The 16,971-nt window shown below is 30.1% G+C and carries 15 protein-coding genes; 9 read left to right on the top strand and 6 right to left on the bottom strand.

Annotated features, from left to right (window positions below; all coding sequences use genetic code 11):
• The first annotated feature begins 1 nt into the window (after position 1).
• The 4 genes from nreA (at position 2) to NST35_RS02545 (ending at position 3,601) form a co-directional block, all read left to right on the top strand.
• Complete coding sequence (gene nreA, locus NST35_RS02530) at positions 2-454, top strand: nitrate respiration regulation accessory nitrate sensor NreA (protein ID WP_001831592.1); 453 nt, start codon at positions 2-4, stop codon at positions 452-454.
• Positions 455-463: 9 nt separating this feature from the next.
• Positions 464-1,498, top strand: a complete 1,035-nt coding sequence (locus NST35_RS02535) for a sensor histidine kinase (protein WP_340747250.1) — start codon at positions 464-466, stop codon at positions 1,496-1,498.
• A 28-nt stretch (positions 1,499-1,526) separates the two neighbouring features.
• Complete coding sequence (gene nreC / locus NST35_RS02540) at positions 1,527-2,183, top strand: nitrate respiration regulation response regulator NreC (RefSeq protein ID WP_002457306.1); 657 nt, start codon at positions 1,527-1,529, stop codon at positions 2,181-2,183.
• 254 nt (positions 2,184-2,437) lie between these two features.
• Entirely contained in the window at positions 2,438-3,601 is a 1,164-nt protein-coding gene (locus NST35_RS02545; RefSeq protein WP_340747251.1) for a nitrate/nitrite transporter, read from the top strand.
• Between the two features lie 705 nt (positions 3,602-4,306).
• On the opposite strand, the gene NST35_RS02550 is transcribed toward NST35_RS02545, so the two are convergent.
• Positions 4,307-4,753: a MarR family winged helix-turn-helix transcriptional regulator gene (locus NST35_RS02550; RefSeq protein ID WP_002438330.1), complete on the bottom strand. Its 447-nt coding sequence runs from the start codon at positions 4,751-4,753 to the stop codon at positions 4,307-4,309.
• Between the two features lie 163 nt (positions 4,754-4,916).
• On the opposite strand from NST35_RS02550, the gene NST35_RS02555 reads away from it, so the two are divergent.
• The 3 genes from NST35_RS02555 (at position 4,917) to NST35_RS02565 (ending at position 7,480) form a co-directional block, all read left to right on the top strand.
• Positions 4,917-5,546 (top strand): nitroreductase family protein, encoded by a 630-nt coding sequence (locus NST35_RS02555; RefSeq protein WP_002438333.1) that lies wholly within the window; start codon positions 4,917-4,919, stop codon positions 5,544-5,546.
• A 123-nt stretch (positions 5,547-5,669) separates the two neighbouring features.
• A complete protein-coding gene (locus NST35_RS02560) occupies positions 5,670-6,035 on the top strand; it encodes a DUF3139 domain-containing protein (RefSeq protein ID WP_001831482.1) in 366 nt (121 codons plus the stop codon).
• A 164-nt stretch (positions 6,036-6,199) separates the two neighbouring features.
• Positions 6,200-7,480, top strand: coding sequence for a dicarboxylate/amino acid:cation symporter (locus tag NST35_RS02565; protein WP_002456060.1), 1,281 nt, complete (start codon positions 6,200-6,202; stop codon positions 7,478-7,480).
• A 282-nt stretch (positions 7,481-7,762) separates the two neighbouring features.
• Here NST35_RS02565 and NST35_RS02570 read toward each other — a convergent pair whose 3' ends face one another.
• The 4 genes from NST35_RS02570 to NST35_RS02585 all read right to left on the bottom strand — a co-directional run bounded on the left by NST35_RS02570 (position 7,763) and on the right by NST35_RS02585 (position 12,467).
• A complete protein-coding gene (locus NST35_RS02570) occupies positions 7,763-8,113 on the bottom strand; it encodes a DUF4889 domain-containing protein (protein WP_002438338.1) in 351 nt (116 codons plus the stop codon).
• A 190-nt stretch (positions 8,114-8,303) separates the two neighbouring features.
• Positions 8,304-8,726, bottom strand: a complete 423-nt coding sequence (locus NST35_RS02575; RefSeq protein ID WP_002456062.1) for a pyridoxamine 5'-phosphate oxidase family protein — start codon at positions 8,724-8,726, stop codon at positions 8,304-8,306.
• Between the two features lie 72 nt (positions 8,727-8,798).
• On the bottom strand, positions 8,799-10,904 hold the full coding sequence (gene rsp, locus NST35_RS02580) for an AraC family transcriptional regulator Rsp (RefSeq protein ID WP_002438342.1): 2,106 nt from the start codon (positions 10,902-10,904) through the stop codon (positions 8,799-8,801).
• A 1,185-nt stretch (positions 10,905-12,089) separates the two neighbouring features.
• Entirely contained in the window at positions 12,090-12,467 is a 378-nt protein-coding gene (locus tag NST35_RS02585; RefSeq protein WP_002447208.1) for a YbgA family protein, read from the bottom strand.
• Positions 12,468-12,620: 153 nt separating this feature from the next.
• Here NST35_RS02585 and NST35_RS02590 point away from each other — a divergent pair, with 153 nt between their 5' ends.
• Positions 12,621-14,066: a sucrose-specific PTS transporter subunit IIBC gene (locus NST35_RS02590; RefSeq protein WP_002457299.1), complete on the top strand. Its 1,446-nt coding sequence runs from the start codon at positions 12,621-12,623 to the stop codon at positions 14,064-14,066.
• Between the two features lie 89 nt (positions 14,067-14,155).
• On the opposite strand, the gene NST35_RS02595 is transcribed toward NST35_RS02590, so the two are convergent.
• On the bottom strand, positions 14,156-15,103 hold the full coding sequence (locus NST35_RS02595) for a magnesium transporter CorA family protein (protein ID WP_002438349.1): 948 nt from the start codon (positions 15,101-15,103) through the stop codon (positions 14,156-14,158).
• Positions 15,104-15,715: 612 nt separating this feature from the next.
• Between NST35_RS02595 and NST35_RS02600 the strand changes: the two genes are divergently transcribed.
• On the top strand, positions 15,716-16,960 hold the full coding sequence (locus tag NST35_RS02600; RefSeq protein WP_002457298.1) for a copper resistance CopC/CopD family protein: 1,245 nt from the start codon (positions 15,716-15,718) through the stop codon (positions 16,958-16,960).
• The last annotated feature ends 11 nt before the right edge of the window (positions 16,961-16,971 follow it).

Consider the following 16,971-nt stretch of genomic DNA (forward strand, 5'->3'; position numbering starts at 1 on the left):
TGTGGAACCAGAATCTTTAAAACATAATCAACATTTACAAATGAATTTAGATAAGTTGAGAGCGCAAGAGGGTTATGATTTTGGTGGTATCGCTTTATATGATTATCATCACACTTCATCACCAATTAAATGGCAATATGTTTCAGGTAATACAAATGATAGATATAAACTTATCATTTTGAGAAAGGGTAGAGGGCTTGCTGGAATGGTGATGAAAACCGGTAAACGTATGGTTATTGCTGATGTAGATACAGCTTTATCTCCAGAAGAGAAAGTTAAATTTCCAATCATTCTTAGTGAGTCATTGACAGCTGTAGTTGCAGTACCTTTATGGTTAGAAAATTCAATGTATGGCGTTTTACTATTAGGTCAAAGAAATCATCAGCCGTTACCTCAGTCATTGGACCAACTTAATATTGAAAAACAAATCGGTATTTTTACAGAAATAAACTAGGTGGTAAATATGTTGGAGCAAACTGATTTAAGTTTAGAGCAATTACTTAAGAATTATTATGAAACCACGAACGAGAAAATTGTCTTTGTTAATAGGTATGGAAAAATTATTGCTATGAATGACGCAGCAAAAGATATTTTAACTGAAGAAGATAATTATAATGCTATGACAAATGCGATTTGTCATCGATGTGAAGGATACTCTAATGAATATGATGTACAATCGTGTAAAGATTGTTTTTTAGAAACAACGCAATTACAACATTCAAATTTCCAAGTATTTATGAAGACAAAAGATAACGAAATTAAGCCTTTTACAGCTATGTATCAAAATATTGATGAACAAAGAGGTATTAGTGCATTTACATTACAGAATGTGGCGCCTCAGATTGAAAGGCAAGAAAAGATGTATCAACAAAAAATGTTACATCGTTCAATTCAAGCACAAGAAAATGAACGGAAGCGTATTTCTAGAGAATTACATGATAGTGTAATACAGGATATGCTTAATATAGATGTTGAACTAAGGCTTTTGAAGTATAAGTACAAGGATAAGGTGTTAGCTGAAACATCTCAACGTATAGAAGGACTATTATCACAGCTTATTGATGATATTAGAAATATGTCTGTTGAATTACGACCTTCTTCTCTCGATGACTTAGGTATTGAAGCAGCTTTTAAATCATATTTTAAACAGTTTGAAGAAAATTATGGTATGCATATTAAATATGATTCGAATATTAAAGGCATGCGTTTTGATAGTGAAATTGAAACAGTTGTGTATCGTGTAGTTCAAGAGGGGGTATTTAATGCTCTAAAATATGCTGAGGTTAATGAAATTGAGGTAAGTACGCATAGTGATGGCAAGCAGCTTGTAGCAGAGGTTGTGGATCGAGGTAAAGGGTTTAGTTTAGATCATCACCCTAAAGGCTCTGGACTTGGATTGTACGGAATGAGAGAACGTGCAGAATTAGTTAACGGTCATGTTAATATAGAGACACATATTAATAGAGGTACTATAATTACATTAGATATACCGATTTAAGTTGATGATGTAAGTTGGGGGAATTGAAGTGAAAATAGTTATAGCGGATGACCATGCAGTTGTTAGGACAGGATTTTCAATGATATTAAATTATCAAGAAGATATGGAAGTTGTTGCAACTGCAGCTGACGGGGTTGAAGCTTACCAAAAAGTGTTAGAACATCAACCAGATGTTTTAATATTAGATTTGAGCATGCCACCAGGAGAGTCTGGCTTAATCGCAACCAGTAAAATTTCTGAAAGTTTTCCTGAAACTAAAATTTTAATACTTACGATGTTTGATGACGAAGAATATTTATTTCATGTGTTAAAAAGTGGTGCTAAAGGATATATTTTAAAGAATTCACCTGATGAGCAATTAATATTGGCCGTACGTACAGTATATCAAGGTGAAACTTATGTTGATATGAAATTGACGACGTCTTTAGTCAATGAGTTTGTCAATCAATCTCAAACGGATGAAGTGTCATCCTCTTCAGATCCATTTAAAATTTTATCGAAACGAGAGTTAGAAATATTACCTCTTATAGCTAAAGGCTATGGCAATAAAGATATTGCAGAAAAGTTGTTTGTATCAGTAAAAACGGTAGAAGCACATAAAACGCATATTATGACGAAACTAAATTTAAAGAGTAAACCTGAATTAGTTGAATATGCCTTAAAGAAAAAATTATTAGAATTTTAAATGTATATCATGACTGATTATTAGGGCTTACTTAGTCTATGGCTAAGTAGTCCTTTTTTTGTAGCTTTATATAGGGAAAAATAAAAGTAAAATCAGGGTATATCCTTATGTTCATATTTTCACAAACATATTAAAATGAATGTGTGATTGGTACTTTGTTTAATTTTGTTTTATATAATTAATTTTGACCTCTTATTAAGCCCTCACAAAGTACCAATACACCTTATAATTAAATCAGATGAAGGTGAATCAAAATGAACATGAAAAAGGGTGTTTCTCAGCTTACGTTACAGACATTGAGTTTGGTCGCTGGCTTTATGGCTTGGAGTATTATTTCTCCATTGATGCCATTTATTTCACAAGATATTGATATTTCTCCGGGACAAATATCTGTCATTTTAGCTATTCCTGTTATTTTAGGTTCTGTACTACGTGTGCCATTTGGGTACTTAACTAACATTGTAGGAGCTAAATGGGTGTTTTTCTGGAGTTTTATTGTATTATTACTTCCAATTTTTCTTTTAGGTCAAGCTCAATCACCCGGTATGCTAATGCTATCAGGATTCTTTCTAGGAATTGGTGGCGCAATTTTTTCAGTGGGTGTTACTTCTGTACCCAAATACTTTTCAAAAGACAAAGTTGGTCTAGCAAATGGTATATATGGTGTAGGTAATATTGGTACTGCAGTTTCATCATTTTGTGCCCCAGTGTTAGCAGGTGCAATTGGCTGGCAAAATACAGTTCGTAGTTATTTAATTATTCTAAGTATATTTGCAATTTTAATGTTTTTTTTAGGAGATAAAAATGAGCCGAAAGTGAAGATTCCTTTGATGGCTCAAGTCAAAGACCTATCTAAGAATTATAAGTTGTATTATTTAAGTTTGTGGTATTTTATTACTTTTGGAGCTTTTGTGGCTTTTGGGATTTTTTTACCGAACTTTCTAGTTGATCATTTTAGTATTGATAAAGTGGATGCAGGTATTCGTTCAGGTATATTTATAGCACTAGCGACGTTCTTAAGACCGGTTGGTGGTGTTATAGGTGATAAATTTAATGCAGTACAAGCGCTTATCATCGACTTCGTGATAATGATTATTGGTGCGCTTATATTAAGCTTATCTAGTCATATTGTTCTGTTTACGATAGGCTGTTTAGCAATTAGTATCTGTGCAGGTATAGGTAATGGTTTAATATTTAAATTAGCACCTTCATACTTTTCTAAAGAAGCAGGTTCAGCGAATGGTATTGTATCCATGATGGGAGGACTAGGCGGTTTCTTCCCACCACTGGTGATTACTTTTGTAACGAGTATCACTGGTTCAAGTCATCTCGCTTTCTTCTTCTTGGCTATATTTGGTGTAATTGCTCTTATTACAATGATTCATTTAAATAAAAAAGAGAAAGCTATTCGTATATAAATAAAAATTGTGTCCTAAGGTGAGCATTAAAGTGTGTTCAAATTAGGGCACATTTTTGTTTAATATCAAAATAAAATATTCAAAAAATTTTGCTATTTTTCGTTTCATTAAAATGAAATAACTAACAGTCAGTTTTCATACACATACTGAACCAAAGACTATCAATGAATTAGGAAACAATCATCCTTTCAAGACATTGGCAGTCGATAGATCATTTTAAAAAATACGTATATCTTAATGTTTTAACATAATTCCATGTTGTCATATATGTGAATAACTGATTTTACAATCACACCCTCTACTTTCATTAAAATAGCTATACAATTGCTTCTTTCAACCTCCATTATATGAAGGGAAACAAACAACACACATCTTGATAGTCTATTTAAATACCACCTTAATTCACATTTTTAGATGTTAAAATGGATAATTATTAAAATATCTATAATCATTCATTAATGGTCTTTACAATGCTTGTAATTAATAGAGTATAGATAAAGTGATGTAACTTGCAAAAAAAAGAGGTATTTAGATAAGTTTAGTAGGAATTAGGTGCAAAAAAATATACTGACTGTACGAGAGAATAAGACAAAAGCTTACTTTAGACATACTATTACTATTAAATTGTATCGCTATTGCTAAAGTTGAAAGTTTTGTTGTATTTGTATTTAAAAAGCTTACTTTTGTCTCTAGTCTCTATAAGTATCACTTTTCCACTGTTTTATCAAAATTTTTCGTTACAAAATTTTGCAAGTCTTCAACTAAATTTTGGGTTTCTTCTTGAGTAATATTAAATTCATTAAAAACACTTTGTGAAATATCAGATAGAACATTTTGAATATCCTTGCCACGTTCTGTTAAAGAAATTTGAAGGTTCCGTTCATCTTGTTCTTCACGAGTTCGAATGACATAATTCTTTTTCTCTAATTTTTTTAATAATGGTGTCAGCGTGCCAGAATCCAAGAAGACTCTTTCGCCTAGTTTTTTAATGTTAAGTTTCTCATCATCTTCTATCGCCATTAATACAATATAACCTGTGTATGTAAGACCATACTCTTTTAGGTAATCTGTATATTTTTTGATGATTTCTTTAGAGGAAACATAAAATAAAAAACATAATTGTTTGCTCAAATAACTATTCTCTACATACATTTAATCACTCCTTGTTAAGGTAACAATATTATGAAGCGTATCACTTGTCAAGTATTGATCTCATCACTATAATTCAAATTGCTTTAAATTAAATTTATCAAATATTTGAATGAGTTTAATTTGATAATAAAACAATTTTTTAAAAAATGGAGGAGTACGAAAATTGACACGTATAAATGATTTTAACGAAGTGCTTAACAGTAGAAAATCAGTAAAGGTATTTGATGAGAATTATAAAATTCCTCGAGAAGAAATGGATGAAATCATTACTAAAGCAACTAAAGCACCATCATCGGTTAATATGCAACCATGGAGAATTGCTGTTGTAGAAAGTGATGAAATGAAAGAAAAAGTTAAAGAATCATTTGGATTCAATTCCAGACAGTTAACAACATCCTCAGCTATGTTAATTATTTTTGGAGATTTACAAAACTACGAAAAAGCTGAACAGATTTATGGCGATGCTGTAGAACAACAATTGATGACAGAAGATATCAAAGCACAACTGTTAGATTGGATATTACCCTATTATAAAAACTTATCTAGAGAAGGCATGAAAGATATTGTGAATATAGATAGTAGTTTAATGGCAATGCAATTAATGCTTACAGCGAAAGCTCATGGATACGATACAAACCCTATTGGCGGCTTCGATAAAGAAAATATTGCGGATATTATCGGTTATGATTCTGACAGATATCTGCCAGTTTTAGCGATTGCTATAGGTAAAAAAGCACAAGATGCACACGATTCAGTGAGACTTCGAATTGATGATGTAAGGGAGTTTTTATAAAACTTCTCAAAATTTTCACATTTACAAACGAACATTTTGTTACAATTTAACTAAATCTTTCTTTTCTATACGAATTAATCGTTTATAATTGTGTGTGATAAGATAAAAGGAGTTTCTATAATAATGAGTAAGAAACAGGTTATTTTTAGGGTAATCATTATTTTGATTATCTCTCTAATATTAGCAATTGCATTTTTCTTTGGACTCAAAGCTTATCAAGGTCATAAAAATCTTGAACTGATTGATAGCTATATGAGCGACCATCATCTTAATGATAAAGTGAAAAAAGACAAAACATCATATAGCACTAAAAAGGGGCTATACTATAAAGAAGTCGTTTTCAAAGATGAACCTAACGTGACATATGTGATTCAACCTATCAGTACTTCAAAAGGAATATTCATTGAAGGTTTTGATAGCGAAACGAAGAAAAGTATTAAAAAAGCAAAACATAGTGATTTTGATCAAAAATATAAACCTTCTAAATAAAGGATTAACACACAGTTTTATTTAAACATAGAACTGTGTGTTTTTAGTGTTGTTTTTAATAGGAAGAAATGCAGCATGCATGTATTTTTAATAAAAAAATTATATAGCTATTTTGATATTATCTGATATAATTAAGTGATGTCAGATGAAGGGGAGTTTGCATAATGGCTCTATTCAAGAAAAAAATAAGTCTACCAACGCAAGTAATTATTGCTTTGGTACTCGGTGTCATCGCTGGTCTATTACTATATGGACAAGATGATGTTGCAAATTATATTAAGCCATTTGGTGATGTGTTCTTAAATTTAATTAAGATGATCATCATTCCGATTGTATTTTGTTCATTAGCCTTATCTATTTCAAATTTAGGGGATTCTAAAAAGGTAGGAAGCTATGGATGGAAAGCAATCCTTTATTTTGAGATTATTACAACTATCGCTATAGGTTTAGGTCTTATCATTGGTAATCTATTCAAACCAGGTTCAGGTCTAGATCCAGATAAATTACCTAAAGGCGATATTACTAAATATCAATCATCTGCACATTCAGCAGAACAAGCGACTACTTATGGTAATCATCTTATAGATACATTAGTTCATATTGTGCCAACGAATTTATTTGAATCTATGGCAAAAGGTGAGTTATTACCGATTATCTTTTTCGCAGTATTTTTTGGATTAGGATTAGCTGCGATAGGAGAAAAAGCAGAACCCGTTAAAGGATTCTTAAATGGTACTTTAGAAGCTGTATTTTGGATGATCAATAAAATTTTAAAATTAGCTCCAATTGGAGTATTTGCATTTATCTGTACGACAGTAATGACTTTTGGTGCTTCTGCATTAATTCCATTATTTAAATTATTAGTTGTTGTAGTATTTGCTATGGTTTTCTTTGTTATTGTAGTATTAGGAATTGTTGCAAGAATGGTTGGAATAAGTATTTTTTCAATCATGAAGATACTTAAAAGTGAATTGTTACTTGCCTTTTCTACTTCAAGTTCAGAAGCAGTATTGCCGATTATGATGAAGAAAATGGAACGCTTTGGTTCGCCAAAAGATGTTACTTCATTTGTTATTCCTATCGGTTATTCATTTAATTTAGATGGCTCAGCTTTATATCAATCTATAGCTGCTTTATTTGTTGCTCAAATGTATGATATACATTTATCATTAACTGAACAACTTGTATTAATGGCCACACTTATGATTGCTTCAAAAGGTATGGCTGGGGTGCCAGGCGTATCTATTGTAGTTTTATTAACAACATTAACTTCTATGAACATAACAGCACAAGGTCTTGCTTTAATTATTGGTATTGATCGTTTATTAGATATGGTTCGTACATGTGTTAATGTTATTGGTAATGCACTATCAACAGTTGTTATTGCTAAGTGGGAAAACGTCTATGATAAAGAGAAAGGTCAAAACTACTTAAATTCAATTTAAAAAATTTATATATCTGACATTTTAGAGCCACTTACAATCTATGATTGTTAGTGGCTCTTATGCATTTTTGAAAAAATGCAAACAGAAGCAAAACAATCTATGATTGTTAGTGGCTCTTATGCATTTTTGAAAAATGTAAACAGAAGCAAAACTATCTATGATAGTAAGTGGCTCTTATGCATTTTTGAAAAAATGTAAATTTAAAAAGCACAAAAATGATTTTTTAGTTTAAAATCATCTTTGTGCTAAATTGTTCTAATTTAAATGCAAGTTTTAATACTTCTACATTCCGTGTTTCATATTACCCATATCATGGATTTTTGACATTAAACCATGAGGTACGTCATCGTGATTAACTTTCTTAACTTTAGTAATTTTTCCAGTTTTTTCATCTTTAAAGAGCATCACAAAATCTTCTTTTTTAACTGATACATTAGCATCTTTAGGTAATTCTACGTTTTTTTCAATTTTTTCATTTTTAGTATTTATCATTTTATCAATAGTCGTGCTATCTTTCATAATACCGTAGTATGATTCTTTCTTACCACCCACGAACATCATGATTACTAGTACAATACAAACGATAATCATAATTGTGATAAGACCTATGCCTAATCCTTTTTTATTTTTCATTATTGAAAACTCCTTTATCTATATTAATTCATTTATACATAATTTTAAGTCATTTTGCAATTATATATTGTAGTATAAAGAAAATAAAGTTTATAAAATAGAGCTTGATGATATGAATGACAATAAATAGACAATAAATAACCGCATCATAATCTAAAATGATTATAATACGGTAAATTTTGATATTATTTTATAACTCAATTGTAGCTGGCGTATCTAGTTCATCATCATTCATTAATTTAATTGAACGAGGTATAACTTTGAGTACACATAATTCAGGATCTTCTTTTGAATTGAAAAATGTTTTGTCTTGAGTTTCCCATAACCAATCAATAACTTTTTGATTTTTGACAACTTCTATAGTGGCATCTATTTCAACAAAGCTATTGTTTGTTGTTTCGTTATAGCCTAATAAAATATGAGCATCAGGATTATTTTCTATTTCTTCGACTTTTAGTGAATTGATATTCGTTTTTGTATATAAGTTTAAGTCATCGTTGTAAAAGACCATATATCTGCTATTAGGTTTATTATGATGTGCTGTTGATAGGACACCAATTTTTGAAGAATTTAATACTTTTTCTATTGCTTTTGTCACTTGTTGTTTATTCAAAATTATCATCTCCTTATTATTGTATATATCCTTATCACACATAATTTAAACGAAACAACCTTATGATGATTTTTAAGAAGGTTTAAAACAAATATATTTGACTTCATCATGTTTTAAGGTGACTTGGAAAGGAAGATGATGGTCATGTTGTATAGCTAATTCTGTTTTTGGTTGATTTGATTTATCAAGTTCATCAAGAATACTACGTTCAATATAAAATTGTTGTTTAGTTTGTGGTAGAAGGTTTTGAATTGCGCCATGCTCATGATTTAACGTTTTAATAATAATTAATGAGTTGGTTGATAATGTATTTTTAAAAACGTAGCGCTGTTGACTATCAGATAGATAACGATCATTTATTTTATTAAATAATAAAAAGTGATAGTTACCATCTTTGCGACTCATTAAAAAATTGTTAGCTATCTCTAAAGGTTCATTTAAAAATGGTTCGATTAATTTATAGAGGTGCATGAGAGGTAGGGGACTACCATAACGATTAAATAAGGCAATAAAAGGACTCTCATCTTCTATCAGTTGATAACTTACACCACCCCCGTAACGCATTAATGCGACTAAATGACAAACAAGGTCAGATAATTGAAGTGGATAAGTACCATTGTTTGTATATTTAAAACACTTTAAAGATAAATTATTGTAAACAAATTTAGTTGAAGGTATACCGGAATCTAATATAAATTGTTTATAATTTTCAAAGTGTGTGGACGAATGTAAGTACGATTTACGTTTGGTAATTAATGAGTTTTTGGTTTCTAGATTTTCAATGTCTATAAAATAGTAATCGAAATTTAATCGCTTCATCATATCATAAGTTCGATCAATAGAAGAATTTTGGTGTAGTAATCCTTCAACAGTTATACTATAACGGATAGCTTTATTTTTATTTTTAATTTTTAAATGGCATAAATGTATATCGTTCACTGACATATTCTTAGTTTCAAAGACTAACATAAATTTAACCATTTTTTTGTTCATTTTATAATCTTGGTGGCTATTAAGAAATAATAAAATTATTTCTTTGATAGATTCAAATTCATTTGTAGATGTTAATCTCATGGCTAAACCTATATTTTTTTCGAATAATTTTTCAAAGCATCGATTTAATAAATTAAAGTTCACCTCTCGCGTCGAAATATCAGTGATATCATTGATAAAAATTACAGCTTGTGGCAGGGAGGTAAAATCAATGTTGTAATATTCATTAAAAACAAATTGAAATAATTCGTTGAAATTTTGAAAACGTATAAACGCTTTAGAGTTTTTAGTCTGATCTTGAGGATAAAATTCATTGATATCTCTTTCAGTCGTTTCAGTAGCCAAATGATCACTAAACTCAAATTGATTAATTAAATCAATATATTGTGAAAAGTCAGTATCACTAAAACTTATCGAAGGTAAGGAGTCTAACTTAGAGATAATCGTTCGGTATTGTTTTGGGCTACAACCTAAATAATTTTTAAATTGATTTGTAAAATTGGTATGACTACTAAATCCAGATTGTTCTGAAATAGCGTTAATTGAGTCCTCAGATGAAAGTAGCCTTTTTATAGAGTCAATCACTTTTAAGCTTGTAAAATAATCTTTAAAATTCATATTAAGATATCTTGCAAATAGGTTAGAACAATAAGATTCAGATATATTACAATGTTGAGCTACTTCTCGTAGTGAAAGTGACTGTGATACTTTTGAATGAATAAATGTTAATCCTTCAGTAAACACTGAATGATTAACTGCAATTTGAGGAATATATTTTTTCTTATATCGAATGACTGCTTCTTTTAGTAGCGTTTGTATTATTTTAGAGATGGATTGCTCATCTTGATTTTCTCCTTTTATTAAATGTTGAATAGCTTGTAAAATAATTGTTTTAACAAAACTGCTTGATTGTAATAAATGTCTGTCAAAATAACATTTAAAAAATTTATTATCTTTACTATAAAAATAAATAACTGGAATAGAGAGTAATACGAGATTTGAAGCACTATTAATAAAATAGATGTCAGATTGATTAATGATAGCTATATGATTACCTAAATCTTTTGTTTCACCATTAATAGTGATTTTTAAGTCATTTGTAAGTGAAAACATCAGAATAATTCTATTAATATTGCGTTCAGGGGGAGAATGATATTCTTTATATATATTTAAAAAACATGTCATTGTATATTACATTAGCTCCTTGAATGAATTGAATAACTAAATTTAAATGTGACCGTGTATATCTATTTCGCTCAATTATTTAGTTGTTTTGATAGAATAATAAATGTAATTATAAGCGATTGATAAAGAAATAGTAATAGTAAAAAATAAAATTTTTCTTGGCTAAATACAGAAAATGGTTAGAAATTATAAGTTTCGCACAATATAAAAGTTGATTTAGGAATATAGGGTCATTATTTTGGAAAATTTAGATAGAGTCAAAAAAAGATTTTTACTACATAATTAATGTTAGATTTCGTTTCCTTTTAAAAATCTAAAATAGCAATTTAGAGGTTTAGGGGAAGTTCGAATGAATTATAAAACGAAGTCACTGTAATTAAATGTACGCTGCTCATTTCAACGTTAATCGAAAGAACAATAAAAGGGATATCGACCATAACAAGACTCAACATGTTAGATGTGTCATTATTTAGTACTTATTACTAATTGAGTAAAAATGTTTCATGCTTATGTAATCTTTTAAAACTTTTCCAATTACATCAATGAATTTAACAACTAGAAAACACAAGCACCATGATCTGAAAACAACTCCATTAAAATTCTATTTCTTGATTATTAATTTTTTAAATTAAGATGAATAAACATTAGTATATGGGTAGTTTTGATGAAAGTTAAACATTTTATTTCAACATCAAGAATCAACATCGATGCACGTTTTAAATGTACCATAAGTTTATGTTCATTATTGAAGTAGCAACAATTAGAATTTTGAATTAAAATGACTCTCCCCCAAAGTAACATTTAATTTAAATTTTAAACATTGTCATGGTGTTCGCCGTTAAGTTTTAGATTTTATTAAGTATTCATATCGCTTTTAATTCTTTTCAACAAATAGTTTAAGGACATAGTCTCAAACATACTTATAAACTCCATTGTCTTATAAACTATAAATGTGAGTGATTTGATGAGTATCATTCTCATATAGATGTCATCATCTATAGGCGTACATTTTCGCAAGATTTTCTGTATAAACGATATGTACAGATTTTAAACTGCCTGCAAAGTTTTAAACCACTGTGCCGGCAGTTTTTTTATGATCAAACCAAATATGACATATAAATAAAGATGTGTTTTTACGTATTCATCTTGTATGACGTAACATAATTGTTAAATGATTTTGTCACTTCATTTTGTAATATTGAGTATAGTACTTTGTTGTAAGTACTCGACAGCATATTTATCTGCTAAATTTTTTAAAAAAGACAACAGTTCAAAATAGTCAATTTGATTTTCAATATACAACTCCTTTAATTCTCGACTATGTTGTTTTTCATATTGTGTACATTGTTTTTTGAAGTACCCCCACATATGTTCAAAAGCATTGATGACTGAGCCTTTGGTCGGTGTAATGGTTAAAGCGTGCGCAATATGTTCTTCCACTTCATCCAATGTGGTAGGTGATTTTAGTAACGTTCTTATCGAATGATATGCATTTTGATCATGAAATAACACACGATATTTTTCTTCACGCCACAATTTTTCTATTTTTCCACGTTCTTTCAACTAAAGCCCCTCCATAGTGATATTGATTTAACTGCAGATATTAAAGGTAGTTTAATATTTTTCAAGAAAAATGAATAGGGGTATTGTGTAAATGATTGGAACCGGTTACAATATAATTAAGTGATTGGAACCGGTTCTAAAAGGAGGATGAATATGAGTTATAAAAAATCTGCTGAAGAAATACTTAAAGCAATTGGCGGTGAAGAAAATTTAGATGCAATGGCACATTGTGCAACTCGGTTACGTTTAGTACTGAACGATGAGAGTAAAGTAGATGAAGATACCTTGTCTAATATGGACGTCGTCAAAGGAACATTCTCTACAGGTGGTCAATACCAAATTATTATAGGTTCAGGTACAGTAAATAAAGTATTTAATGAATTAGAAAAAATAACTGGAAAAGAAGCATCTACGACGTCAGAAGTTAAAGATAAATCATCTAAGCATATGAATCCTTTCCAAAAATTTGTGAAAATGTTATCTGATATCTTTGTTCCTATTATTCCGGCTATTGTAGCTGGTGGTTTGTTAATGGGATTAAATAATATTTTCACAGCTAAAGATTTGTTCTATGATGGTAAGTCTATCATAGATGTACATAGTCAATTTTCTGGCTTGGCTGATATGATTAATATATTCGCAAATGCACCTTTTACGTTATTACCAATACTTATTGGTTTTAGTGCAGCTAAGCGATTTGGTGGTAATCCTTATTTAGGTGCAGCTCTAGGTATGATACTCGTTCACCCTGGATTGATGAGTGCATATGATTTTCCAAAAGCTTTAGAAGCAGGAAAAGCTATTCCACATTGGGATGTCTTTGGGCTACATATTAATGAAGTTGGTTATCAGGGACAAGTATTACCTATGCTCGTAGCAACATATATTTTAGCTACAATTGAAAAATGGTTACGTAAGGTTATTCCAACTGTGTTAGATAATTTATTGACACCATTATTATCAATTTTTATTACAGCATTTATAACATTTTTATTTGTAGGGCCTGTCACTCGTCAATTAGGTTATTGGTTATCTGATGGATTGACTTGGTTATATGAATTTGGTGGCGCTATTGGTGGACTTATATTTGGTTTATTATATGCGCCAATCGTCATTACAGGAATGCACCATAGCTTTATTGCAGTTGAAACGACATTAATTGCTGATGCGACTAAAACTGGTGGCTCATTTATCTTCCCAATCGCAACTATGTCAAATATTGCACAAGGTGGTGCAGCTTTAGCTGCATTCTTTATCATTAAGCAAAATAAAAAATTAAAAGGTGTTGCTTCCGCAGCAGGTATTTCAGCTTTACTAGGAATTACAGAACCAGCAATGTTTGGTGTCAATCTTAAATTGAGATATCCATTTATAGGTGCTGTTGCAGGATCAGGTATAGGTGCTGCTTATATTTCATTCTTCAAAGTAAAAGCGATAGCACTTGGTACAGCTGGATTACCAGGATTTATATCTATAAATCCTACACACGCTGGTTGGTTGCATTACTTAATAGGAATGATAATTGCATTTCTTGTTTCAGTTGTCGTCACTTTAGTACTTTCTCGTAGAAAAGCAAATAAGACAGCTGTTGAATCATAGTAGGGACTTAAAATTTTGACACAATTTTAAATATATAATAATACCCTTAGTTAGATTGAGTGACAATCTATAACTAAGGGTATTTGTTGTTATAACTTTTGTTTTTTCCATAAAAAGATACTAACGATAGCTACTAGAATAAGTGAAATTCCTACAACAATAATCCAAGACACGTAACTATGATCGTCAATTGGTAAGGGTACATTCATACCAAAGAAACTAAAGACGAGTGTAGGAAGGGTCAAAAGAACCGTAAACAACGTTAATGTTTTCATGATGTTATTCATATCATTAGATAATAATGAAGCATACGAAGAAGTGATACTCTCAAGTATTCGTTGATGTAATTCAGTTGTTTCAATAGCTTGGTTGTTTTCTATCACCAAGTCTTCAAGTAGCTCTTCATCCTCTTCAAAACGTTTGATTGCAGGAAGACGAAACAGTTTTTTAATAATTGTGTCGTTACCTTTTAGTGCAGCTAAGAAGTATACTAAACTTTTTTCTACTTCCATTAGTTTAAAAAGCTGTTTGTTTGTAATGTTATTTTTGAGTTCTCTTTCAATACGAATCCTAGATTTATTCAGCAATCTTAAATTTCTATTGTAGTGATTAGCTATTGTTGTTAGTATTTCAAGTGCAAATCGACTGTGAAATTTTAAGTTAATATCTTCTTGTTTAGCAAAGTTTTCTAAAAATTCATTTTCAGCATCGCAAACAGTCATAACGATACCATTTCCAATAATAATGCCTAATGGGATGGTCACAAAGGACAAGACACGTCGATTGGTAGAATTGACGATAGGTAAGTCAATAATAATTAGCGAGTATCCCGTATCTTCGTCATATTCAATACGTGCACTCTCTTCAGAGTCTAACGGATCTCGAATAAAATCCTCAGGTATATTGTAAAATTCCATCAAACCTTCAATTTCTTCTCTATCTGGTTCTACTACATTTATCCATGAAGCGCTATGATTGATTTCAGTTTCAATAATTTGTGAAGGATGATGAAGTGCGTGTTTATAAGCTGTAATCATAATTAATAGTTCCTTTCAAAGTCCACTAGAATAAGGATGATACTAAAGTTAGTTAAATAAATTTTAAACTTTTAAATTTGTGGCATCAAACTTCTTAAACTTCGGACATAATTTTTAAATATCATACTCTCTTGGTCTAAATATGATATATAAAGTTGAATCACATTCATATTGTATAGTTAGTTATAAGAAAAGCAGATGAATTTTGCTATATTATCAATCTAGCTACTAATAACTTTAGATTGTACATTAATCATTAAATATATAATTTATCTTTAAGGCATATGCAGATTGCTTAAGATTTAATAGTATGGTTAATTATAATAAACTTTATACAACTTATTCAATCTTCGAATTTTTGTTGATCACTTAGTAAGGTGATTCTAAAATGAGTAAACTTTATTTTATATTACAAATTGCCATTTTGCTACATTCTTAATTGATTTATTAACTTTATGATTTATCTATACTTGTATTTAGTTTACTAGTTAAAATTTCTATTTTTATATTTGTGTCTAATTCAAAAAAATTAGAATAGTTATTGTTAAAACAAGTGATTATGTCTAATATGAAAAACGGAGCAAAATTTTTGTATGAAAGGAGGAGGGTTCGGTGTTAAAAATAATGTCTAAATTTAGTGCTACGTTAGTTATTATGTTTTTAATAACTTTATCACCTATTTTTCAATATCAAGCTTCTGCACATGCGACTTTAGAAAAATCAATACCACAACAGCAAGGGATTATTAAACACAAACCAGAAGTAATCAAGTTAGAGTTTAATGAACCTGTGAATACCAAATACTCAAGTGTGACCTTATTTGATGATAAAGGTAAAAAGATTAAAGACCTTAAACCAATCACAACTGGATGGTCACAGACAGTCGTATTTTCATCTGATCAAATTGTTAATGGGACGAATACAATTGAATGGCATACGGTATCTGCGGATGGACATGAAGTTGGAGATACGTTTGAATTTTCAGTTGGAAAAGTGACGGCTAAAGATGTAGATACATCTTCTCCTTTTTATGAACAGTCTAAATTTTGGTTTGGATTATTAAGATATGTTACAGAAGGTGCAACCTTTCTACTTATTGGCTTGTTTTGGTTAAATGGTGTTGCTAAGAAACGAGGATTAAGACAATTTAATGTGTTACCAAAGCAATCAGGAATTGCATGGATTATGGCTATGTCAGTACTCGTGAGTCTCGTTGTTTACATGATGACACTCACATCTGATATATTAGAAGATATTTTATCATTTAAATTAGAAGTGATAATGCAATTTCCATATATATTAAGCTCTATTTCACTAATCATTTTGTTTATACTTTTCGTATTAAAGGATATGGAAAAAATATGGTACTGGCTCATTTCAATAATTATGATTGCTGTGATAAGTATGTCTGGACACGTGTGGTCACAACAAGTGCCATTATGGTCAATCATCATAAGAACAATTCATCTTATAGGGCTAACGTTATGGTTAGGTTCACTCGTATATCTCATTTGTTATGCTATTAAAGTGAAAACTGATCAGTTGACGAATGTAAGACGCATGCTTTTAAAAGTTAATATCATTGCTGTGATTATGATCGTTTTTACAGGGATTTTAATGGCTATTGATGAAACGAATATTTTAACACTTTGGAATAACATCAAAGCGTGGTCCATATATCTTATTATAAAAATTGTGGGAACAATGACAATGATGCTGCTAGGTTTGTATCAGACGATGCGAGCTTTGAAACAGCACCAACAGGTCAATCGTTATGCGCTTATATTTGAGTTGTTAATCGGTATTATTTTAATTTTTGCAGGTATTATGATGAGTCAAATGAATATACCTAGTTAAGGAGGAAAACG

This window comes from Staphylococcus sp. FSL W8-0304, assembly GCF_038006565.1.
In the GTDB taxonomy this organism is placed as follows: domain Bacteria; phylum Bacillota; class Bacilli; order Staphylococcales; family Staphylococcaceae; genus Staphylococcus; species Staphylococcus epidermidis.

Bases quoted from the DNA above. Each gene is read 5' to 3' on its own strand.
- NST35_RS02535 (WP_340747250.1), top strand. From the start codon at position 464: ATGTTGGAGCAAACTGATTTAAGTTTAGAGCAATTACTTAAGAATTAT.
- NST35_RS02545 (WP_340747251.1), top strand. From the start codon at position 2,438: ATGAACATGAAAAAGGGTGTTTCTCAGCTTACGTTACAGACATTGAGT.
- NST35_RS02550 (WP_002438330.1), bottom strand. From the start codon at position 4,753: ATGTATGTAGAGAATAGTTATTTGAGCAAACAATTATGTTTTTTATTT.
- NST35_RS02560 (WP_001831482.1), top strand. From the start codon at position 5,670: ATGAGTAAGAAACAGGTTATTTTTAGGGTAATCATTATTTTGATTATC.
- NST35_RS02565 (WP_002456060.1), top strand. From the start codon at position 6,200: ATGGCTCTATTCAAGAAAAAAATAAGTCTACCAACGCAAGTAATTATT.
- NST35_RS02570 (WP_002438338.1), bottom strand. From the start codon at position 8,113: ATGAAAAATAAAAAAGGATTAGGCATAGGTCTTATCACAATTATGATT.
- rsp (WP_002438342.1), bottom strand. From the start codon at position 10,904: ATGACATGTTTTTTAAATATATATAAAGAATATCATTCTCCCCCTGAA.
- NST35_RS02590 (WP_002457299.1), top strand. From the start codon at position 12,621: ATGAGTTATAAAAAATCTGCTGAAGAAATACTTAAAGCAATTGGCGGT.
- NST35_RS02595 (WP_002438349.1), bottom strand. From the start codon at position 15,103: ATGATTACAGCTTATAAACACGCACTTCATCATCCTTCACAAATTATT.